Below are 20,560 nucleotides of genomic sequence, written 5' to 3' on the forward strand. Positions count from 1 at the left end.
CCTCACGACTCCACCAGCCCCGCCTCGTACGCCACGATCGCCGCCTGCACCCGGTTGCGCACCTCCAGCCGCTCGAGGACCGCGCTCACGTACGCCTTCACCGTGCCCTCGACGAGGTGCAGCCGGGCGGCGATCTCCGGGTTGGACAGTCCGGCGCCGACCAGGCCCAGGACCTCCCGCTCGCGCGGGCTGAGCTCCCGCACGCGCGCGCGTGCGGCGGCTTCGCGTCCCAGTCGGCCGTCGCTGCCGCCGAGGCCGTCGATGACGTACCGGGCGACCTTCGGGGACAGAAAGGCGCCGCCGCCCGCGACCGCCCGTACGCCCGCGATCAGTTCGTACGGGTCCCCGGACTTGAGCAGGAAGCCGGTGGCGCCGCCGCCGAGCGCGCGGACCACGTAATCCTGTTCGGAGAAGGTGGTGAGCATCGCGACCGCCGTACCGGGAACCGCCCGTACGATCTCCTCCGCCGCGGCGAGGCCGTCCAGGCGCGACATACGGATGTCGAGCAGGGCCACGTCCGGGCGGTGGGCCCGGGCCAGGTCGACCGCCTCGCGCCCGTCGCCCGCCTCGGCGACGACCTCCGTCTCGCCGCTGCTCCCCAGAATGGCCCGCACTCCCGCGCGGACCATCGCCTCGTCGTCGGCCAGCAGTACCCGGATCACCGTGCGACCTCCTTGTGTGTGTCGTTGGACAGGCCGACCCTGGGGATCACGTCTTTGGCGACGAGCCGCCCCTCGGCGTCGAAGCACAGTCTGAAGTGGTCGACGGAGACGAGGAGTTCGCCGCTCGCCCGGTAGTAGCGGCAGTCGGTGTCCTCGGGTTGCGCCGGTGCCCGTTCGACGGGGGCGTCGCGGACGGTGCGGTCCGGGAGCACGGGTGCGATCTCGTCGGCCGGGGAGCCCAGGCGCATCTTCGCGTACGCGGCGGGCTGAAGGACCGAGTGCGTCTCCGTGTACGCGTACCAGCCGAAGGCCCCGCCGACCAGGACGACGCCCGCGCAGGCGGCGGCCGCGATGGCGACGACGACACGGCGGCGGGCGCGTGTGAAAGGCGCCGAGGGCACGGCGGTACGCGGTGACCTCGGCGTCGGCTGTTGGGGGATGTACGCCCGGACCCGGAAACCGTCTCCGTGCGGGCCCGCCGTGAAGTCGCCGTCGGCCGCCGTGACGGCGACGCGCAGGCCGAGCAGTCCGGAGCCGCCGACGGACGGGGAACTCTTCTGCGTGGCCCGCCCGTTGGTGACGGTGACGGTCGTGCCGCCCGCCTCCTCCGCCGCCGCGACGGTCACCGGTGCGCCCGGCGCGTGACGGGCCGCGTTGGTCAGGGCCTCGCGCACCACCCGGTGCAGGATCCGCTCGGCGACCCCGCCCGGCTGTACGGCCGTACCGGATCCGGCCGGTTCCCAGCGCACCGGCAGCCCCGACTCGGCGGCGCGTGCGACGAGTTCTTCGACGCTCTCGCCCGCCGGCGTCAGCGGTACCGGCTCGTCGTCCTCCCGCAGGACGCCGATGATGCGGTGCAGCCGGTCCGTGGCGTCGGCGGCGGCCGCGCGCAGGTCGGCCGCCGCGGCGCGGTGCCCGTCGGGGAGGTCGGCGGCCACTTGGAGGGCGCCCGCGCGCAAGGCGATCAGGCTGAGTTCATGGCCCAGGGAGTCGTGCATGTCCTGGGCGATCCGCGCCCGTTCGCGCAGGCGCGCCCGCTCCTCGGCGCCGCGCCGCTCGTCCTCCAGGCGGGCGGCCCGCGTCCAGCCCGCCGCCGCCAGCTCCCGGCTCTGCCGCCAGTAGCGGCCGCCGAGCCAGGGGAAGACACAGCCGAAGAGCAGCGTGCCTGTCAGCACCACCCATTCCGGTGCCGGGTCGACGCCGACGAACGCGATCTTCACGGTGCCGGCGCAGCCGACCGCGACGAAGACCAGCGCCGCCGGACGCACCTGGGCCGCCCGCAGACCGAGCAGCAGGGCGAGGACGCCGAGGGCGGGGCCGTAGGAGACGGTGAACAGGGCGGGGGCGGCGAGCAGACTCAGTACGGCCGTCAGCCCGAAGGCCACCAGGGGACGCCGCCGGGCGAGCGCGACCGCAGCGGCGAGCACTCCCAGCCCGGCCGCCTGCTGCCACACGGGGCGCGGCTCGTTCAGCCCGAGGCCGTCCGCCGTGAGCGCGGGCAGCGCGAGGGCCACCCACAGGAGACAGACGCTCCAGAACCGAGGACCTTCCATCCGTCCGACGCTACAAGCGGTCGCAGGTGTGGCACCTCTGTCGATCGTCAGGTGCGGTAGCTCCGTGGCGGTACACCCGAGTTCCCGCCCCCGCATGGCAGGATCGGAAGGCCATGACTGCGCCCACGAAGCCCTCGCACAGCACCGACAGCCCTCTCGGCGACGCCCCCGGTGAGCCGCTGCACTCCCCTGTCATCTCCTGGTTCGACGAACACGCCCGTGACCTGCCCTGGCGGCGGCCGGAGGCCGGACCGTGGGGGGTGATGGTCAGTGAGTTCATGTTGCAGCAGACGCCGGTGAACCGCGTCCTGCCCGTCTACGAGCACTGGCTGGCCCGCTGGCCACGCCCCGCCGACCTGGCCCAGGAGGCGCCCGGCGAGGCCGTCCGCGCCTGGGGTCGGCTCGGCTATCCGCGCCGCGCCCTCAGGCTGCACGGCGCCGCCGTCGCCATAGCGGAACGGCACGGCGGCGACGTACCGACCGACCACGCACAGCTGCTCGCGTTGCCGGGCATCGGCGAGTACACGGCGGCTGCCGTCGCCTCCTTCGCGTACGGGCAGCGCCACGCGGTGCTGGACACCAACGTCCGCCGGGTCTTCGCGCGGGCCGTCACCGGCGTGCAGTACCCGCCGAACGCCACCACCGCCGCCGAGCGCAAGCTGGCCCGCGCGCTGCTGCCCGAGGACGAGCGGACCGCCGCCCGCTGGGCCGCCGCCTCCATGGAGCTGGGCGCGCTGGTGTGCACGGCCAAGAACGAGACGTGCCACCGCTGTCCGATCGCCGCGCAGTGCGCCTGGCGGCTCGCGGGCAAGCCGGAGCACGAGGGGCCGCCGCGCCGCGGCCAGACGTACGCCGGCACTGATCGTCAGGTACGCGGCAAGCTGCTCGCCGTCCTGCGCGAGGCCCACCGGCCCGTCCCGCAGGCCGCTCTGGACCAGGTGTGGCACGAGCCGGTGCAGCGTGCGCGGGCCCTGGACGGTCTTGTCGCGGACGGTCTGGTGGAGCCGTTGCCGGGTGGTTTGTATCGGCTGCCGTTGACCTAGCTGCCGGACTGATCCCACGCCGAATCACCCCATACCGGAGTGATTCGGTGCGCCCGTTTACCCCTTTCCTCCTTCCGTTACACAACCGACGGACAGCCGAGTGCTAGCCGCGCGCTGCTTCGGACAGCCTCGTGACAACGCCTCCGTAACTTCATTCCCGTGCCCGGCAGACGGGGACGACGACGGAGAGACCGACGGCGAACAGGCCGATCGGCAACGGGGAGCAGGAGGCGGTCGACATGGCGCAGGGCGAGGTGCTCGAGTTCGAGGAGTACGTCCGCACCCGGCAGGACGCGCTGTTGCGCAGCGCCCGACGGCTGGTACCGGACCCGGTCGACGCGCAGGACCTGCTGCAGACGGCGCTGGTACGGACGTACGGCCGCTGGGACGGCATAGCGGACAAGCGGCTCGCGGACGCCTATCTGCGCCGCGTGATGATCAACACCCGGACCGAGTGGTGGCGGGCGCGGAAGCTGGAGGAGGTGCCGACCGAGCAGCTGCCGGACGCCTCGGTCGACGACTCCACCGAGCAGCACGCGGACCGCGCCCTGCTGATGGACATCATGGCGGTGCTGGCTCCCAAGCAGCGCAGCGTCGTGGTGCTGCGACACTGGGAGCAGATGTCCACGGAGGAGACGGCCGCCGCCCTCGGCATGTCGGCCGGAACGGTCAAGAGCACGCTGCACCGGGCGCTCGCCCGGCTCCGCGAGGAGCTGGAAGCCCGCGATCTGGACGCACGCGCGCTGGAGCGTGAGGAGCGGGAGCGTTGCGCGGCCTAGGCAGTGAGGCCGGTGGTACCGGTCGCGCCGGTGGCACCTGGCGCACCGGTGGCACCGGGGGCACCGGTGGGGACTCCGACGGATCCGGCGGATCCGGCGGCAGCGAACCCCCCGGGCCCGGGCCGACACCGGCCCGGGGGACCTTTCAGGCGGTGATCACGGCGGCGGCCGTGCTCGCCGCCCTCGCCCTTTTCGTCTCCGCCTGCGGCACGGGCGGCACCGGCGCCCGCGACGAGGGGCCGGCCCGCTCCGACTCGGTCGCGGGCGCCGCCGCCTCGCCCTCGCCCGTTCCCAGCAAGACCCTCGACCGCGTCGACGCGGTCCGGCTCGTCAAGGACGATCCACGGGTCTCCGCGGAGGTCAAGCGCGAGCTGAAGCCGTGCGTCGCCGACGAGTACCCCGTCGACGTGTCGTACGGCGATCTGACCGGAGGATCCACCGACGACGTCGTCGTCAATGTGCTGACCTGCGGGGACGCGGTCGGCATCGGTTCGTACGTGTATCGCGAGGATGACGGTTCGTACCAGAATGTCTTCCAGGTCGAGGAGCCTCCGGCCTATGCGGAGATCGACCGCGGTTACCTGGTGGTGACCAAACAGGTGTATGAGAAGGGCGACCCGGTGTCGAGTCCGTCCGGCGAAGTCGTGAGCACGTACCTCTGGAGGTCCGACCGGTTCACGAAGAAGTACAGCACGCGGACCGAATACAGCCACGCGGTCGGGGGCGACCCCACGCCGGTGCCGGACAGCTGACCCGCCGGTCCACGGCGGGGTGAACCGATCGGGCCGTCCGATCCGATCACTCACTGAGCAACCACCACCGAGCAACGACACGAGGACTGAGAGCAGCGGGATGGCAGACCAGACCCACGTCCTGTTCGTCGAGGACGACGACGTCATCCGCGAGGCCACCCAACTCGCCCTGGAGCGGGACGGCTTCGCGGTCACCGCCATGCCCGACGGGCTGTCGGGCCTGGAGGCGTTCCGCGCGAACCGCCCCGACATCGCCCTGCTGGACGTCATGGTCCCCGGCCTCGACGGCGTCAGCCTGTGCCGGCGCATCCGTGACGAGTCGACCGTTCCGGTGATCATGCTGTCGGCGCGCGCCGACTCGATCGACGTCGTGCTCGGCCTGGAGGCGGGCGCCGACGACTACGTGACCAAGCCGTTCGACGGCGCGGTCCTGGTCGCCCGGATCCGCGCGGTGCTGCGCCGCTTCGGGCACGCGAGCGGCGGCGACCGCATGGACGAGTCCGCCGCCCCGGGCGCCGACGGCGGCCTGCTGACCTTCGGCGAACTGGAGATCGATACCGAGGGCATGGAGGTCCGCCGGGCCGGACAGCCGGTGGCGCTCACGCCGACCGAGATGCGGCTGCTGCTGGAGTTCTCCTCCGCGCCGGGCACGGTCCTGTCGCGGGACAAACTGCTGGAGCGCGTGTGGGACTACGGCTGGGGCGGGGACACGCGCGTCGTCGACGTCCATGTGCAGCGGTTGCGTACGAAGATCGGCCAGGACCGGATCGAGACGGTCCGCGGCTTCGGCTACAAGCTCAAGGCCTGAGCAGGGGTATCAGGGGTATGCGGGGGAATCTTCGACGCCCGACCACCGAGAGTCCGGGCCTGCGTACGGGGCTGAGATGGAAGCTCAGCGCCGCCATCGCGCTGGTCGGCGCGCTGGTGGCGATCGCGCTCAGTCTCGTCGTGCACAACGCGGCCCGGGTCTCGATGCTGGACAACGCGCGCGACTTCGCCGACCTGCGCGTCCAGATGGCGCAGCGCAACTACGAGCTCGCCGACCGGCCGAACTTCCCCAACGTCAAGATCGACGACCCTCAGCTGCCGGCGGAGCTGCGGGCGAAGGTCGAGCAGGGGCGCCGGGCGACCTACGTCTCCGAGCGGCCGAACGGCGTGCCGGACATCTGGGCCGCCGTACCGGTCAAGGGCGGGCACGTGCTGTCCCTGCACACGGGATTCACCGACCGCAGCACGGACATCCTCAACGACCTGGACCAGGCCCTGGTGATCGGCTCCATCGCGGTCGTCCTCGGCGGCAGCGCGCTCGGCGTGCTCATCGGCGGCCAGCTCTCGCGCCGGCTGCGCAAGGCGGCGGCCGCGGCGAACCAGGTCGCCCAGGGCGAGCCGGACGTACGGGTGCGGGACGCCATCGGCGGGGTGGTACGGGACGAGACGGACGACCTGGCGCGGGCGGTGGACGCGATGGCGGACGCGTTGCAGCAGCGCCTGGAGGCGGAACGCCGGGTCACCGCCGACATCGCGCACGAGCTGCGCACGCCGGTGACCGGGCTGCTGACGGCGGCCGAGCTGCTGCCGCCGGGCCGTCCGACGGAACTGGTCCTGGACCGGGCGAAGGCCATGCGCACGCTCGTCGAGGACGTGTTGGAGGTGGCCCGCCTCGACGGCGCCTCCGAGCGGGCCGAGCTGCAGGACATCATGCTGGGTGAGTTCGTCAGCCGGCGGGTGGCGGCGAAGGACCCCGACATCGAGGTGCGGGTGGTGCACGAGTCGGAGGTCACGACCGACCCGCGCCGACTGGAGCGCGTGCTGTTCAACCTGCTCGCGAACGCCGCGCGGCACGGCAAGCCGCCGATCCAGGTCACCGTCGAGGGCCGGGTCATCCGGGTCCGCGACCACGGGCCCGGCTTCCCCGAGAACCTGCTGGCCGAGGGCCCGAGCCGCTTCCGCACGGGCAGCACCGACCGGGCCGGCCGCGGCCACGGCCTGGGCCTGACCATCGCGGCCGGGCAGGCCCGGGTGCTGGGAGCCCGGCTGACCTTCCGCAATGTACGGCCGGCCGGCGCACCGGAGGACATACCGGCGGAGGGCGCGGTCGCCGTGCTGTGGCTGCCGGAGCACGCGCCGACGAACACGGGGAGCTATCCGATGCTGCCGTAGCGAGGCGCGAGCGCCGGGGCGTTCAGCACGCCCAGTCCTGCGAGGTGTCGAGGCCGCCCTCGCGCGGCTGGGTGAAGGAGAACCAGTTTCCGGAGTCGTCGCGGAACAGCGCCTCCGTGCCGTACGGACGCTCCTGCGGCTCCTGCAGGAACTCCACGCCTCGGTCCTTGAGCTTCTTGTAGTCGCCGTGGATGTCGTCGGTGGTGAGCACCCCGGCGCCGAGCGCCCCCTTGGCCACCAGCTTCCTGATCATCTCGGCGGACTCGGGGTCCATCCCGGGCCCGTTCGGCACCATCAGCGTGAGCTCGACGTCGGGCTGGTTCGGGGAACCGACGGTGAGCCAGCGCATGCCGCCCTCGCCCATCGTCATGTCCGTACGAACCTCGAGACCCAGCTTCTCGGTGTAGAACCTCTTGGCCCGGTCCTGGTCGAGGACCCAGACGGTCGAGATGGCGAGACCCTTGATCATGGCGTGCTCCTGTCGGCTGCCGTTCGCGCTTGCCATGTCACCGTAGGCAGCGGCGCCGTCAGTCCGCTTCTCCAGAATTGCGCTGTGCGGGAGCCTGTCTGAACCCTCCGGCCCAGTGCATGACGTAGCACCCCGGTATGAGGGCGGTCCCGCGCCCCACGTGCTTCGCCCGGTATTCGCTGGGCGTCAGCCCTGTCAACGCCTTGAACCGGGTCGAGAACGTGCCTAGGCTGCTGAAGCCGACGAGGTTGCAGATCTCCGTCACCGACAGGTTCGCGGTACGCAGCAGGTCCTCGGCGCGCTCGATGCGGCGGTGCGTCAGATACTGGCCGGGGGTCTCGCCGTAGACCTCTTTGAAGGCGCGGATGAAGTGGTAGCGCGAGTACCCCGCGTGCGCGGCCACCGCGTCCAGATCGAGCTCCGGGTCGGCCCAGTCACGGTCCATGGCGTCCTTGGCCAGCCGCACCTGCCGCGTCTTGTCCATGGGGCCGATGGTGGCACGAGGGACTGACAATCCGGGATCGGCAGAACCAGCCCGTCCGGCGTTCGAGGACGAGGCCGTCAGGACGAAGGGGGCCTGGGGCCATGCCCAGGGGGATGCGGAGGCGGAGCCCCGGCGGCGTGCAGGGGACGCAGCCCTCAGCCAGAGGCCCCCATGTAAGAAGGCCCCCGGCGCGAACCCGCCGGAGGCCTCCACACAGGTCGGTCAGACCGCCTCGACCACCGGCGCCGACGCCCCGTCCGCCGAATCCTCGCCCGTCTTCCGCGGCCCCGCGCCCTTCAGCGGGACCTCCTTCACGAACACCGCCGCTGCCAGCGCGACCACCGCCACGGCGGCCCCCAGCAGGAACGCCGAGTGCGTGCCGGCCGACACCGCGTGCTGATACGCCTCGCGTGCCATCTTCGGCAGCTTCGCCAGGCTCGCCGCGTCCAGCTGCGCGGACTGCTCGGTCACCTTCGAGCCCAGCGCACCGGCCCGTTCGGTCATGACGTCCTGGACGCGGCTGTTGAACAGAGCGCCCATGATCGCGACGCCGAAGGAGGAACCGAGCGTACGGAAGAGGGTGGTGGACGAGGACGCCACGCCCATGTCCTTCATCTCCACGCTGTTCTGCGCGACCAGCATGGTGATCTGCATCAGGCAGCCCATGCCGAGACCGACGACGGCCATGTACACACCGGACGTGAGGCGGGAGGTGTCCGTGTCCATCAGCGACAGCAGGTACAGCCCGACGACCATCAGCACGCTGCCGACGACCGGGAAGACCTTGTACTTGCCGGTGTTCGTGGTCACCCGCCCCGCGATCATCGAGGTGACGAGCATCGCGCCGAGCATCGGCAGGAGCAGCAACCCGGAGTTGGTCGCGGAGGCGCCCTGCACCGACTGCTGATACAGCGGCAGGAAGAGGGTCGCGCCGAACATCACGAATCCGGTGATGAAGCCGATGATCGACATCAGCGTGAAGTTGCGGCTGCGGAAGATGTGCAGCGGCACGACCGGCTCGGCGGCCTTCGTCTGCCAGAACACGAACCCGATGAGCGCGGCGACACCGATCCCGATCAGCTCCATGATCCGCGCGGAGGTCCAGGCGTACTCCGTGCCGCCCCAGGTGGTGACGAGCACGATGGCGGTGATGCCCACGGTCAGCAACCCGGCGCCCAGGTAGTCGATCCGCGCCTGCGCCCGCTTCTTCGGCAGATGCAGGACGACGCTGATCGCGGCGAGCGCCACCACACCGAGCGGCAGGTTGATGTAGAAGGCCCAGCGCCAGCCCCAGTGGTCGGTGATGGTGCCGCCGACCAGCGGGCCGCCGATCATCGCGAGCGCCATGACGCCGGCCATCATGCCCTGGTACCTGCCGCGCTCGCGGGGCGGTATCAGGTCGCCGATGATCGCCATGACGCCGACCATCAGACCGCCCGCGCCGAGACCCTGAACAGCACGGAAGCCGATGAGCTGTCCCATGTCCTGGGCCATGCCGCTCAGCGCGGACCCGATCAGGAAGAGCACGATCGAGCTCATGAAGACGCCCTTGCGCCCATACATGTCGCCCAGCTTGCCCCACAGAGGGGTGGAGGCGGCGGTCGCCAGCGTGTATGCGGTGACCACCCACGACAGGTGCTCCAGCCCGCCCAGCTCGCCCACGATCGTCGGCATCGCGGTGCCCACGATCATGTTGTCGAGCATCGCGAGCATCATCGTGATCATCAAGGCGAGCAGGACGACCCGCACGCTCCTGGGTTGCTTTCCCGCCTCCGGGTCGACCGCGTCGACCGACGCTGTGTCCGCCATCGTTCCCACTCCCCTGCGTCCCGCCCCCGGCCGGCTACTTACTTGCCGCCCGGCTAGTTGACTACACTCGGAAGGTAGGCGCGAAACTAGCCGGGCGTCAAGTAAGTTTTTGGGAAAGCGCGAGGAGTACGAGGATGGGCGGCACCATGGACGGCACCAAGCAGCGGCGCCGCGGGAACACCCGCCAGCGCATCCAGGACGTGGCGCTCGAACTCTTCGCCGAGCAGGGCTACGAGAAGACCTCCCTGCGCGAGATCGCCGAGCGCCTGGAGGTCACGAAGGCGGCGCTCTACTACCACTTCAAGACCAAGGAAGAGATCATCGTCAGCCTCTTCGAGGACCTGACGAAACCGATCGAGGACCTGATCGAGTGGGGCAAGCAGCAGCCGCACACCCTTGAGACGAAGCAGGAGATCGTACGCCGCTACGGCCAGGCCCTGACCGACGCGGCACCCCTGTTCCGCTTCATGCAGGAGAACCAGGCGACGGTACGGGAACTGAGCATCGGCGAGATGTTCAAGAACCGCACGCTCTCCCTGCGCGATATCATCATCGATCCGGACGCGGACCTGATCGACCAGGTCCGCTGCATCAGCGCTCTGTTCACGATGCACGCCGGGATGTTCGTTCTGAAGGACATCGAGGGCGACCCCGAGGAGAAGCGCAAGGCGGTCCTCGAGGTCGCGATCGACCTGGTGACCCAGGCGCACCGGGGCGGTCGAACCCCTTAGACCGTCACGCCCTTGGAGCGCAGGAAGGCGACCGGGTCGATGGCCGACCCGTAGCTCGCCTTCGTGCGGATCTCGAAGTGCAGGTGCGGACCGCTGGAGTTGCCGGTGTTGCCGGACAGGGCTATGCGCTGGCCGGTCTTGACGATCTGGCCGACCCTCACGTCGATGCGGGACAGGTGGGCGTACTGGGAGTAGGTCCCGTTGCCGTGCTTGACGACGACGGCGTTGCCGTACGCGGGCCCGTCACCGGCGCCGTTGCCGCCCGCCTTGACGACGGTTCCGCCGTGCGCGGCCATGACCTTGGTGCCGCTCGCCACGGCGAAGTCCTGCCCGCTGTGGGTGGACTGCCACATGCCGCCGGCCTGGGCGAAGCTGGCGGACAGCTTGTAGTTCTGCACCGGGTCGACCCAGGAGGGCTTCTTCTTCGCGGCGGCGGCCTTAGCCTTCGCAGCCTTGGCCTGCGGGGCGGCCTGAGCCTGGACGGAACTTGCGGTGCTTGCGGCCGCGTTCGTATCGGCGGCGGCCGCGACCCCGGCCCCCAGCACGACCGAGGCTCCCAGGCCGGCGACCAGCACGGCGGCGCGGGTGCGGAGCAGGGACGTACGGGAAGAACGGGACAGGGCACGCGGGGACATCGAAAACCTCATGGGGACGGCGACAGGGAAAACCACCCGACGCGTTGCTCATTCGCCGGATGGCCATCCCTTGGTAACCCGCATCCCCGCAAACCCCCAAAATCATGATCTACGACGCCAGTTAGTACTTCTCTCCAATAGCACCTGCTTCTTGACAGAACGGCTATTCAGCAGGAATCCCTCAGAGTGGTGAAATCCGCGCAGGATTACGCATCGAAAGCCTTTTTTATCCACCCCACCTTTTCCACTATTCCGCCTAGTAACGGACAAATCGCCTGTGCGGCATGTCACCGGCCGAGGCACCTTCGATCTTCGGGTCACGCTCGTCATGTGACCTACGTCTCTGGCCACTTACCGTCCAGTAACCCTACGGTTCCCCTCGCGCCACCATCTCCGACGAGCATGCACTCGACAACTGCAGCGTTTACGGACGTGAGAGGAACCCCCACATGAGCAGACGACGCCCCTGGGCGCGCCGCGCAGCCGTCACCGCCGTCTCCGCGGCCGCCCTCGTGGCGCTGGCCGTCCCCGCCGAGGCCGCGACGACGACCACGAGCACCTCCACGACCGCCACGGCCGCCGCCGCAGCCGCGGACGTCGACTACGCGACCTGGCAGAAGGACTGCCAGGCGGTGATGGACCAGGCCCTGCCCTACCTGAAGCAGCGGATCGCGAACACCAAGCCGGGTGAGAAGCAGGCGATCGTCTTCGACATCGACAACACGACCCTGGAGACCGACTTCGGCTTCAGCTACCCGCAGCCGGCCAACAAGCCGGTCCTGGACGCCGCGAAGTACGCCCAGGAACGCGGCGTCTCCCTGTTCTTCGTGACGGCTCGTCCGGGGATCATCTACTCGGTGACCGACTACAACCTGAAGAACGTCGGATACAAGGTCTCCGGGCTCTACGTCCGCAGCTTCACCGACCTCTTCAGGAACGTCGCGGAGTACAAGACCGCCCAGCGCGTCGACATCGAGTCCAAGGGCTACACGATCATCGCGAACATCGGCAACAGCGCCACCGACCTGTCGGGCGGCCACGCCGAGAAGACGTACAAACTGCCGGACTACGACGGGCAGTTGTCGTAAGTCGCAGCAGGCATGCCGAAGGGGCCGGTGCTCGAAAGCACCGGCCCCTTCTGGCGTTTGCCCGAGGCTTACGCCTCCTTGCTCAGGTTCGGCCCAGCCCCACCGGCGGCCTGCTCGATCGGCGGGACGTCCGGCAGCGCCGACTTCTCCTCACCCCGGAAGGTGAAGGTCTTGGCCTCGCCCTCGCCCTCGGTGTCCACGACCACGATGTGACCGGGGCGCAGCTCGCCGAAGAGGATCTTCTCCGAGAGCGAGTCCTCGATCTCGCGCTGGATGGTGCGACGCAGCGGACGCGCACCCAGCACCGGGTCGTAACCCTTCTTGGACAGCAGCTCCTTGGCGGACTGGGAGAGCTCGATGCCCATGTCCCGGTCCTTCAGGCGCTCGTCCACCTTGCCGACCATGAGGTCGACGATCGCGAGGATGTCGGTCTGGGTCAGCTGCGGGAAGACGACCACGTCGTCGACGCGGTTGAGGAACTCGGGGCGGAAGTGCTGCTTGAGCTCGTCCGACACCTTGTTCTTCATGCGCTCGTAGTTGGTCTTCGTGTCACCCGCGGCGGCGAAGCCGAGGTTGAAGCCCTTGGAGATGTCCCGGGTGCCGAGGTTGGTCGTCATGATGATGACCGTGTTCTTGAAGTCCACGACCCGGCCCTGGGAGTCGGTCAGGCGACCGTCCTCCAGGATCTGCAGCAGCGAGTTGAAGATGTCCGGGTGGGCCTTCTCGACCTCGTCGAAGAGGACGACGGAGAACGGCTTGCGGCGGACCTTCTCGGTCAGCTGGCCGCCCTCTTCGTAACCCACGTATCCGGGCGGGGAACCGAAGAGACGCGACACCGTGTGCTTCTCGCTGAACTCCGACATGTCGAGGGAGATCAGCGCGTCCTCGTCGCCGAAGAGGAACTCGGCGAGCGCCTTGGACAGTTCGGTCTTACCGACACCGGACGGGCCGGCGAAGATGAACGAACCACCGGGACGCTTCGGGTCCTTGAGGCCCGCGCGGGTACGACGGATCGCCTTCGACAGCGCCTTGACGGCGTCGATCTGGCCGATGACCCGCTTGTGGAGCTCGTCCTCCATGCGCAGCAGACGCGAGGACTCCTCCTCGGTCAGCTTGAAGACCGGGATGCCGGTGGCCGTGGCGAGGACCTCGGCGATCAGCTCGCCGTCGACCTCGGCGACGACGTCCATGTCGCCGGCCTTCCACTCCTTCTCCCGCTTGGCCTTGGCGGCCAGGAGCTGCTTCTCCTTGTCACGCAGGGAGGCGGCCTTCTCGAAGTCCTGCGAGTCGATCGCGGACTCCTTGTCGCGGCGGACACCGGCGATCTTCTCGTCGAACTCGCGCAGGTCCGGCGGCGCGGTCATCCGGCGGATGCGCATCCGGGAACCGGCCTCGTCGATCAGGTCGATCGCCTTGTCCGGCAGGAAGCGGTCCGAGATGTACCGGTCGGCCAGGGTGGCGGCCTGGACCAGCGCCTCGTCGGTGATGGAGACGCGGTGGTGGGCCTCGTACCGGTCACGGAGACCCTTGAGGATCTCGATCGTGTGCGGCAGGGACGGCTCGGCGACCTGGATGGGCTGGAAGCGGCGCTCGAGGGCCGCGTCCTTCTCCAGGTGCTTGCGGTACTCGTCCAGCGTGGTCGCACCGATGGTCTGCAGCTCACCGCGGGCCAGCATCGGCTTCAGGATCGAAGCCGCGTCGATGGCGCCCTCGGCGGCACCCGCACCGACCAGCGTGTGGAGCTCGTCGATGAACAGGATGATGTCGCCGCGGGTGCGGATCTCCTTGAGCACCTTCTTCAGGCGCTCCTCGAAGTCACCGCGGTAGCGGGAGCCGGCGACCAGCGCGCCGAGGTCCAGGGTGTAGAGGTGCTTGTCCTTGAGGGTCTCGGGCACCTCGCCCTTGACGATGGCCTGGGCTAGGCCCTCCACGACGGCGGTCTTACCGACGCCGGGCTCACCGATCAGGACCGGGTTGTTCTTCGTGCGGCGGGACAGCACCTGCATGACCCGCTCGATCTCCTTCTCGCGCCCGATGACCGGGTCGAGCTTGGACTCACGAGCGGCCTGGGTGAGGTTCCGGCCGAACTGGTCGAGGACCAGGGACGTCGAGGGGGTGCCCTCGGCAGGCCCGCCGGCGGTGGCGGTCTCCTTGCCCTGGTAACCGGAGAGCAGCTGGATGACCTGCTGCCGCACCCGGTTGAGATCTGCGCCCAGCTTGACCAGGACCTGGGCGGCGACGCCCTCGCCCTCGCGGATCAGGCCGAGCAGGATGTGCTCCGTGCCGATGTAGTTGTGGCCCAGCTGAAGGGCCTCGCGGAGCGACAGCTCCAGGACCTTCTTGGCACGGGGGGTGAAGGGGATGTGCCCGGACGGGGCCTGCTGCCCCTGCCCGATGATCTCCTCCACCTGCTGGCGGACCGCCTCGAGCGAAATCCCGAGGCTCTCAAGGGCCTTGGCGGCGACACCCTCACCCTCGTGGATCAGGCCCAGGAGGATGTGCTCGGTGCCGATGTAGTTGTGGTTGAGCATCCGGGCTTCTTCCTGAGCCAGGACGACAACCCGCCGCGCGCGGTCGGTGAACCTCTCGAACATCGTTAATCGCTCCTCAGAGCGGTCAGGCAGTGGGGGGAACTTCCCCTCCCTGTCCTTCCGCAGCTTAGTCCCGCAAGCGGGGACCGCTCATTCCTACTGCCGACACCGTCCTTGGCCTCCTGACCCCGAACGCCGACATATGCTCCAACCCGATGGTGCGAGACGATGTTCCCGCAGGCCAAGCAGTTACCCCCACCATCAGTACGCCGATGGCGAACGTGAGACGGCCTTTCCTGCGTGTCGCCCCCTCCCACTAGGGATGTCTTACCCGCTCGGACTGACAGTCCATGCCGCGCGCACCGGTTCCCTCCGCTATGGGCGAACAACCTTGCGCCTCCCCGCACCCCCGCACGCCCCCTCTTTCGGCACTGTGCGCATTCGCGAGGAAACCCAGCGTAACTCTCGTGCCTTCTGGCGGTTGCACTTGGCATGGTTGGCACCCTCCCTCAGGTCACCACGAGCCTCACCACCGTCCCACTGCCCCGTCGACCGCTCGACCCGGGCGATCAGGTCCGCCGGTGGTACGAGAACGAACTGGGGTGGCCGACGGTGCCCGCACGTCCGGGAAGCCCCATCGGCACTCCGGTACGGCTGCTCGTGGGCCCGCGTTTCGACGTTCTCGATGTGCCTGCCGAGGCGGGCCGCGCGGCGCTGCGCCACCTGGCGCCGGGCTCTCCGGTGGCGCTACAGGGCGACCGGATGCGGCTGCTGGTGTCCGCGGGCAGCGCGGAGGAGTTGCCCGGAGTGCTGGACTGGCTGGAGTGGGGTGCGCTGCCGCTCGATCTCACGGTGATCGGCGAGGGCGGTCTCATGGACGCGCCGCCGCCCCCTGAGGCGGCGTGGGCAGGCGCCCCGCAGGGGGCCGCCGTGTGGCTGCGGCCCCCCGAGCCTGGGTGCGAGGTCGAGGCCTCGCTGCCGACTCTGTCGGCCATGGGGAGCTGTGGGGGCGGTGGGGGCGCCCCCGATCTCGTACGAGTGGTGGACACGGTGGCAACGCAGTGCCACCGCTTGTGGCTGCGGCGCGCATGCGCCCAACCCTTGGCCGGCTCGTAGCTGCCGGGATCAGGCGTTGGCCTTCTCGTATGCCTCGCGAATGGACGCCGGAACACGGCCGCGGTCATTGACCTCGTAACCGTTCTCCTTCGCCCACGCGCGGATCTGCGCGGTGTCCTGGCTGCCACCGGAAGCGGCGCGTGCCTTTCCACGCCCACCCGAAGCACGGCCTCCGGTACGACGACCGCCCTTCACGTAAGGCTCGAGAAGGCCACGCAGCTTGTCCGCATTGGTGGTCGTGAGATCGATCTCGTACGTCTTGCCGTCCAACGCGAACGTGACGGTCTCGTCCGCCTCGCCGCCGTCGAGGTCGTCGACAAGAAGGACCTGAACCTTCTGTGCCACCGGATTTCCTTTCATCCATAACCTGTGGGCCGGGGGTCTGCGGCGTCCGCCGTTTCGCCGTCCCCTGTTATATGCAGTACTGCAGTACGTCGGAAAGCAAACCGCTTTTGCTGGAAAAACACAAACCCCCGGGAGAGACTGCTGGGCCCGCTCCGGTCCGGAAACATGCGCGTTTCGGACATAGGGAACCTGGGCACGGCTCGGCCGGGCTGAATACGGCCCCATACCGCTCCATAGGCTCCACAGCGCTCCCCCTCGGCGATCACAGATGCAGAAGCATGCGGCTGTTGCCCAAGGTGTTCGGTTTCACTCGTTCGAGACCGAGGAACTCCGCGACGCCTTCGTCATAGGAACGCAGCAGCTCCGCGTAGACATCGGTGTCGACGGGCGTCTCGCCGATCTCGACGAAGCCGTGCTTGCCGAAGAAGTCGACTTCGAAGGTCAGACAGAAAACGCGGCGAACGCCGAGCCAGCGCGCGGTGTGCAGCAACTTCTCCAGCAACTGATGGCCGACGCCGGCGCCCTTCAGGCCGGGCTTCACCGCGAGAGTGCGGACTTCCGCGAGGTCTTCCCACATCACGTGCAGGGCGCCGCAGCCGACCACCTCGCCGTTGTCGTCGCGTTCGGCGACCCAGAACTCCTGGATGTCCTCGTAAAGCGTCACCGTGGCTTTGTCGAGCAGGATGCGGGCGCGGACGTACTCGTCCAGGAGACGACGCACGGCCGAGACATCGCTGGTACGGGCACGCCGGACGGTGATGGCTTTTGCGGTGACTTCGGGGCTCTCCGGTGAGGGACTCTCTGCTGACATGAGCGGACGCTATCGCCCGCGGCCGCCCGAGGCCGAGCCGGGGTTCTCCTCGGCGGTATCGGGAGCGGTCGTATCCGGGGTGGGGGTATCGGAGGCGGTGGAATCGGCTGAGCTCTCCGGAGCCGGTTCGGATGTTTCCGGTCCCTGGACGATGCGGACGGCGTCCCGCAGGGCCCGCCGCTGTTCGTCGCTCATCATGCCGAAGAACGCGACGAGAGCGGCGGCGGGGTTGTCACTCTGCGACCAGGCGTCGTTCATCAGCGCGGCGGCGTAGGCGGCCCGTGTGGAGACCGCCTCATATCGATAGGCCCGGCCTTCCGCCTCACGGCGCACCCAGCCCTTCTGATGGAGATTGTCCAAAACGGTCATCACCGTGGTGTACGCGATGGACCGTTCCTGCTGAAGATCTTCCAGGACTTCTCGAACGGTCACCGGGCGGTTCCACTTCCACACCCGCGTCATGACCGCGTCTTCGAGTTCTCCCAATGGGCGGGGCACAGCTCAGCACAATAGTGGGACTTCCCGACATTGGCCTGGCGGACGGGCGTCTTCCCGGCAATCGACACAAAAAGGGCGCACGACTCGGGAACGTGTGGGAGTCGTACGCCGGTGCAGGCGCGGCCTGCCGCGCGCCCGCGGGCGTGGCCCGGGCGCCGCTCAGGCGTCGCTGGTGCGCGAGGAGTTGTCCGCGGAGCTCTGCCGGACGCCCTCCGCGCGCGCGAGGACGGCGTCGACGGCCGCGTCCTCCTTGGCCTTGTTGGCCCCGCCCTGGGTCTTCACGATCACCCGGATCAAGCCGATGAAGAACACGGCCATGACGGCCGGGGGCAGGAGCGCGGAGACGTAGTCCATGTGTCCAGAGTAGCCACGGGCCGGGGGACGGGCGGGGCGGGGTGGGGCGAAACGGGCCGCCCGACTCAGCCGGCGGCCAGCTGCTGCGGCGGTTCGGCGGGCGGCGGGGTCGGCTTGCGGCGCGGGAAGACCTCGCCCGGGGTGGGGATGGGACGCGATGGTTTCGGGGCGGGTGTCGGCTTGGGGGCGGCGGGCCGCTCCGGCCGCTCGGCGGGCTTCTGCGCGGGTTTCCTGGACGGTTCCCTGCCCGGATCCTTGACGACGAGGTCCGGGGCTGGGGCTGCTGTGCCCCGCTGACGGGGTGCGCCCCGCTCGGCGGGGTCCTCGGCGGTGGCGCAGCGCCCCCCAGGAAGGGCCAGGAGGGGTGTACGGCAGGCGGGGACGGTCGGGGTGGCCCCGATGGCCGGGCGGACCGCCCGGCGGGCCGGACGGGCGCGTACGTCCTGCTCGGCCAGCAGCCGGCAGCGGTTCAGGAGGGCCGCCGCGACGGGATTGCCGCGCAGCGCCCTCAGGGCGGCCAGGTCGTCGAGGTCCGGGCGGTATCCGGCGCTCAGCGCCTCCTGCAGGAGCGTGAGGTAGCCGACGGCGGTGCCGGGCAGGGCGGCGCGGTACCGAGCGAGGTCGGCCACCAGGAAGGCACGCAACCGGGCACCCTCACGCATCGCCTCGTCGAGGGACTCTGCGAGGCGGAGGCAGTCCTGGACGTCCTCGGCCGAGGCGGGCGTGGGCTGGAGGGCGAGGGCGAGAGCGCGGCGGAGCACACGCAGCTCCTCCACACCGAACGCCATGCCGCCGCGGGATCCGTATGGCGTGGGCATGCGGCGACAATACGCGCTAATCAGACTTTTTCGACATAGGGCAGCCGGGTGTGGCGCACGGAGCCACCCGGGCGGACGTGTGCTTCCTTCGAGCGCCGGTCGGCATCTCTCAGCCCGATGCCCCCGACCACCCCGAGTCACATACGTGCCACGTTCCGCTCGTACACCAACCGCAATCCGATCAACGTCAGCCACGGCTCATGCTCGTCGATCACCGAGGACTCCCCCAGCACCATGGGCGCGAGGCCGCCCGTGGCGATCACCGTCACATCCTCCGGGTCCTCCGCCAGCTCTCGCGCCATCCGGTTCACGACCCCGTCGACCTGCCCCGCGAACCCATAGATGATCCCGGACTGCATCGCCTCGACCGTGTTCTTGCCGATCACACTCCGCGGCCGCGCCACCTCGATCTTCCGCAACTGCGCACCCTTGACGCCCAGCGCCTCGACCGAGATCTCGATACCGGGCGCGATGACACCACCGACGTACTCCCCGCGCGCGGACACCGCGTCGAACGTCGTCGCCGTACCGAAGTCGACGACGATCGCGGGCCCGCCGTACAGCTCGACCGCCGCCACCGCGTTGATGATCCGGTCCGCGCCGACCTCCTTCGGGTTGTCCGTCAGGATCGGCACGCCCGTCTTCACACCCGGCTCCACCAGGACGGCGGGCACGTCGCCGTAGTAGCGCCGGGTCACCTCGCGCAGCTCGTGCAGCACCGAGGGAACCGTCGCGCAGATCGCGATGCCGTCGATGCCGTCGCCCAGCTCGTCCCCCAGGAGCGGGTGCATGCCCATCAGGCCCTGCAGCAGCACCGCCAGCTCGTCCGCCGTACGGCGCGCGTCCGTCGAGATCCGCCAGTGCTCGACGATGTCCTCGCCGTCGAACAGGCCCAGAACCGTGTGCGTGTTGCCCACGTCGATCGTGAGGAGCATGGCGACTACTCCGCCTCGCGCAGGTCAAGGCCGATGTCCAGGATCGGCGAGGAGTGGGTCAGGGCCCCTACGGCGAGGTAGTCGACGCCCGTGTCGGCGTACGCGCGCGCGTTGTCCAGGGTCAGGCGGCCGGAGGCCTCCAGCGCCGCACGACCGTGGACGATGGCCACCGCCTCCTCGCAGTCGCCCGGCGTGAAGTTGTCCAGCAGGATCAGGTCGGCGCCCGCGTCGACGACCTCGCGCAGCTGGTGCAGGGTGTCGACCTCGACCTCGATCGGCACGTCCGGGAAGGCATCCCGTACGGCCTTGAAGGCCTGCGCGACTCCGCCCGCGGCGACGACGTGGTTGTCCTTGACCAGGGCGGCGTCGGACAACGACATGCGGTGGTTGATGCCGCCGCCGCAGCGCACCGCGTACTTCTCCAGGGCCCGCAGTCCCGGCGTCGTCTTGCGGGTGTCCCGCACCCGGGCCTTGGTGCCGTCCAGGACGTCCGCCCACGCGCGCGTGGCGGTCGCGATGCCCGACAGGCGGCACAGGAGGTTCAGGGCGCTGCGTTCGGCCGTCAGGAGGTCACGCGTGCGCGTGGTGACCGACAGGAGCTTCTGCCCGGCCTCCACGCGGTCGCCGTCCTCCACATGGCGCTCGACCTCGAACTCGTCCGTGCAGACGATCGAGAGGACCGCTTCGGCGACCCTCAGGCCCGCCACGACGCCCGCCTCGCGCGCGGTGAGGTCGGCGGTGGCGACGGCGTCCTCGGGGATGGTCGCGACGGTCGTCACGTCCACGCCGTGGTCGAGGTCCTCCTGGATGGCGACGTTGGCGATGTCCTCGACCTCCACGGGGTCGAGTCCGGCGTCGGCCAGGAGCTGGGCGAGCGCGGGGTCGAGGCCGCACTCCAGGTATTCCTCGTCGGCGGCCGCGCCGCAGGCACAGCCGTCGCCGCAGCCGCCGGTCGAGGCGAGGGGAAGGTCGGGGGTCGTCACTTCT

Annotated in this window: 22 protein-coding genes; 8 read left to right on the forward strand and 14 right to left on the reverse strand. The window is 69.7% G+C overall.

Features of this window, described 5'->3' with window-relative positions; genetic code table 11:
* Window positions 1-2: 2 nt before the first annotated feature.
* Together CLM62_RS18655 and CLM62_RS18660 are read right to left on the reverse strand one after the other, a co-directional pair.
* Window positions 3-662, reverse strand: a complete 660-nt coding sequence (locus CLM62_RS18655; protein ID WP_095751023.1) for a response regulator transcription factor — start codon at window positions 660-662, stop codon at window positions 3-5.
* Window positions 659-2,215, reverse strand: coding sequence for a sensor histidine kinase (locus CLM62_RS18660; RefSeq protein WP_095751024.1), 1,557 nt, complete (start codon window positions 2,213-2,215; stop codon window positions 659-661). The genes CLM62_RS18655 and CLM62_RS18660 overlap by 4 nt, the downstream gene beginning before the upstream one ends.
* 113 nt (window positions 2,216-2,328) lie before the next feature.
* Between CLM62_RS18660 and CLM62_RS18665 the strand changes: the two genes are divergently transcribed.
* From CLM62_RS18665 to cseC, 5 genes are all read left to right on the forward strand, one after another.
* Window positions 2,329-3,258 (forward strand): A/G-specific adenine glycosylase, encoded by a 930-nt coding sequence (locus CLM62_RS18665; protein WP_095751025.1) that lies wholly within the window; start codon window positions 2,329-2,331, stop codon window positions 3,256-3,258.
* A gap of 239 nt (window positions 3,259-3,497) precedes the next feature.
* Window positions 3,498-4,037, forward strand: coding sequence for a SigE family RNA polymerase sigma factor (locus CLM62_RS18670; protein ID WP_095751026.1), 540 nt, complete (start codon window positions 3,498-3,500; stop codon window positions 4,035-4,037).
* 152 nt (window positions 4,038-4,189) lie between these two features.
* The gene (locus tag CLM62_RS18675) at window positions 4,190-4,789 is read left to right on the forward strand and encodes a hypothetical protein (protein WP_095751027.1); all 600 of its coding nucleotides are present in this window, start codon (window positions 4,190-4,192) and stop codon (window positions 4,787-4,789) included.
* A 100-nt stretch (window positions 4,790-4,889) separates the two neighbouring features.
* Complete coding sequence (cseB, locus tag CLM62_RS18680; RefSeq protein ID WP_095751028.1) at window positions 4,890-5,597, forward strand: two-component system response regulator CseB; 708 nt, start codon at window positions 4,890-4,892, stop codon at window positions 5,595-5,597.
* A 17-nt stretch (window positions 5,598-5,614) separates the two neighbouring features.
* Window positions 5,615-6,949 (forward strand): two-component system sensor histidine kinase CseC, encoded by a 1,335-nt coding sequence (cseC, locus tag CLM62_RS18685; RefSeq protein ID WP_095751029.1) that lies wholly within the window; start codon window positions 5,615-5,617, stop codon window positions 6,947-6,949.
* 22 nt (window positions 6,950-6,971) lie between these two features.
* Here the strand turns inward: cseC and CLM62_RS18690 are convergent, their stop codons facing one another.
* The 3 genes from CLM62_RS18690 to CLM62_RS18700 all read right to left on the reverse strand — a co-directional run bounded on the left by CLM62_RS18690 (window position 6,972) and on the right by CLM62_RS18700 (window position 9,711).
* Window positions 6,972-7,418 carry a VOC family protein gene (locus tag CLM62_RS18690; RefSeq protein ID WP_095751030.1) on the reverse strand — a complete coding sequence of 149 codons (447 nt, stop codon included), beginning with the start codon at window positions 7,416-7,418 and terminating at the stop codon, window positions 6,972-6,974.
* A 58-nt stretch (window positions 7,419-7,476) separates the two neighbouring features.
* Window positions 7,477-7,902 carry a helix-turn-helix transcriptional regulator gene (locus tag CLM62_RS18695; RefSeq protein WP_095751031.1) on the reverse strand — a complete coding sequence of 142 codons (426 nt, stop codon included), beginning with the start codon at window positions 7,900-7,902 and terminating at the stop codon, window positions 7,477-7,479.
* Window positions 7,903-8,124: 222 nt separating this feature from the next.
* Window positions 8,125-9,711 carry an MDR family MFS transporter gene (locus CLM62_RS18700; protein ID WP_095751032.1) on the reverse strand — a complete coding sequence of 529 codons (1,587 nt, stop codon included), beginning with the start codon at window positions 9,709-9,711 and terminating at the stop codon, window positions 8,125-8,127.
* 134 nt (window positions 9,712-9,845) lie between these two features.
* Between CLM62_RS18700 and CLM62_RS18705 the strand changes: the two genes are divergently transcribed.
* Window positions 9,846-10,442, forward strand: a complete 597-nt coding sequence (locus tag CLM62_RS18705) for a TetR/AcrR family transcriptional regulator (protein WP_095751033.1) — start codon at window positions 9,846-9,848, stop codon at window positions 10,440-10,442.
* Here CLM62_RS18705 and CLM62_RS18710 read toward each other — a convergent pair.
* Complete coding sequence (locus CLM62_RS18710; protein WP_095751034.1) at window positions 10,439-11,077, reverse strand: M23 family metallopeptidase; 639 nt, start codon at window positions 11,075-11,077, stop codon at window positions 10,439-10,441. The genes CLM62_RS18705 and CLM62_RS18710 overlap by 4 nt on opposite strands.
* Before the next feature lie 449 nt (window positions 11,078-11,526).
* Between CLM62_RS18710 and CLM62_RS18715 the strand changes: the two genes are divergently transcribed.
* Window positions 11,527-12,165: an HAD family acid phosphatase gene (locus CLM62_RS18715; RefSeq protein ID WP_095751035.1), complete on the forward strand. Its 639-nt coding sequence runs from the start codon at window positions 11,527-11,529 to the stop codon at window positions 12,163-12,165.
* Between the two features lie 68 nt (window positions 12,166-12,233).
* Here CLM62_RS18715 and CLM62_RS18720 read toward each other — a convergent pair whose 3' ends face one another.
* Window positions 12,234-14,759 carry an ATP-dependent Clp protease ATP-binding subunit gene (locus CLM62_RS18720; RefSeq protein WP_095751036.1) on the reverse strand — a complete coding sequence of 842 codons (2,526 nt, stop codon included), beginning with the start codon at window positions 14,757-14,759 and terminating at the stop codon, window positions 12,234-12,236.
* A gap of 429 nt (window positions 14,760-15,188) precedes the next feature.
* Between CLM62_RS18720 and CLM62_RS18730 the strand changes: the two genes are divergently transcribed.
* Entirely contained in the window at window positions 15,189-15,812 is a 624-nt protein-coding gene (locus CLM62_RS18730; RefSeq protein WP_095751038.1) for an SCO3374 family protein, read from the forward strand.
* Between the two features lie 9 nt (window positions 15,813-15,821).
* Here the strand turns inward: CLM62_RS18730 and CLM62_RS18735 are convergent, their stop codons facing one another.
* From CLM62_RS18735 to nadC, 7 genes are all read right to left on the reverse strand, one after another.
* The gene (locus CLM62_RS18735) at window positions 15,822-16,157 is read right to left on the reverse strand and encodes an Lsr2 family protein (protein ID WP_095751039.1); all 336 of its coding nucleotides are present in this window, start codon (window positions 16,155-16,157) and stop codon (window positions 15,822-15,824) included.
* A gap of 262 nt (window positions 16,158-16,419) precedes the next feature.
* Complete coding sequence (locus CLM62_RS18740; protein ID WP_095751040.1) at window positions 16,420-16,968, reverse strand: amino-acid N-acetyltransferase; 549 nt, start codon at window positions 16,966-16,968, stop codon at window positions 16,420-16,422.
* A gap of 9 nt (window positions 16,969-16,977) precedes the next feature.
* Window positions 16,978-17,430 (reverse strand): BlaI/MecI/CopY family transcriptional regulator, encoded by a 453-nt coding sequence (locus CLM62_RS18745; RefSeq protein WP_373559160.1) that lies wholly within the window; start codon window positions 17,428-17,430, stop codon window positions 16,978-16,980.
* A 195-nt stretch (window positions 17,431-17,625) separates the two neighbouring features.
* Window positions 17,626-17,820 carry a hypothetical protein gene (locus CLM62_RS18750; RefSeq protein ID WP_095751042.1) on the reverse strand — a complete coding sequence of 65 codons (195 nt, stop codon included), beginning with the start codon at window positions 17,818-17,820 and terminating at the stop codon, window positions 17,626-17,628.
* 65 nt (window positions 17,821-17,885) lie between these two features.
* Window positions 17,886-18,608 (reverse strand): hypothetical protein, encoded by a 723-nt coding sequence (locus tag CLM62_RS18755; RefSeq protein WP_095751043.1) that lies wholly within the window; start codon window positions 18,606-18,608, stop codon window positions 17,886-17,888.
* A 167-nt stretch (window positions 18,609-18,775) separates the two neighbouring features.
* Window positions 18,776-19,573, reverse strand: coding sequence for a type III pantothenate kinase (locus CLM62_RS18760; RefSeq protein WP_095751044.1), 798 nt, complete (start codon window positions 19,571-19,573; stop codon window positions 18,776-18,778).
* 5 nt (window positions 19,574-19,578) lie between these two features.
* Entirely contained in the window at window positions 19,579-20,556 is a 978-nt protein-coding gene (gene nadC, locus CLM62_RS18765; RefSeq protein WP_095751045.1) for a carboxylating nicotinate-nucleotide diphosphorylase, read from the reverse strand.
* Between the last annotated feature and the right edge of the window lie 4 nt (window positions 20,557-20,560).

The organism is Streptomyces sp. SA15 (assembly GCF_002291145.1).
GTDB lineage: Bacteria > Actinomycetota > Actinomycetes > Streptomycetales > Streptomycetaceae > Streptomyces.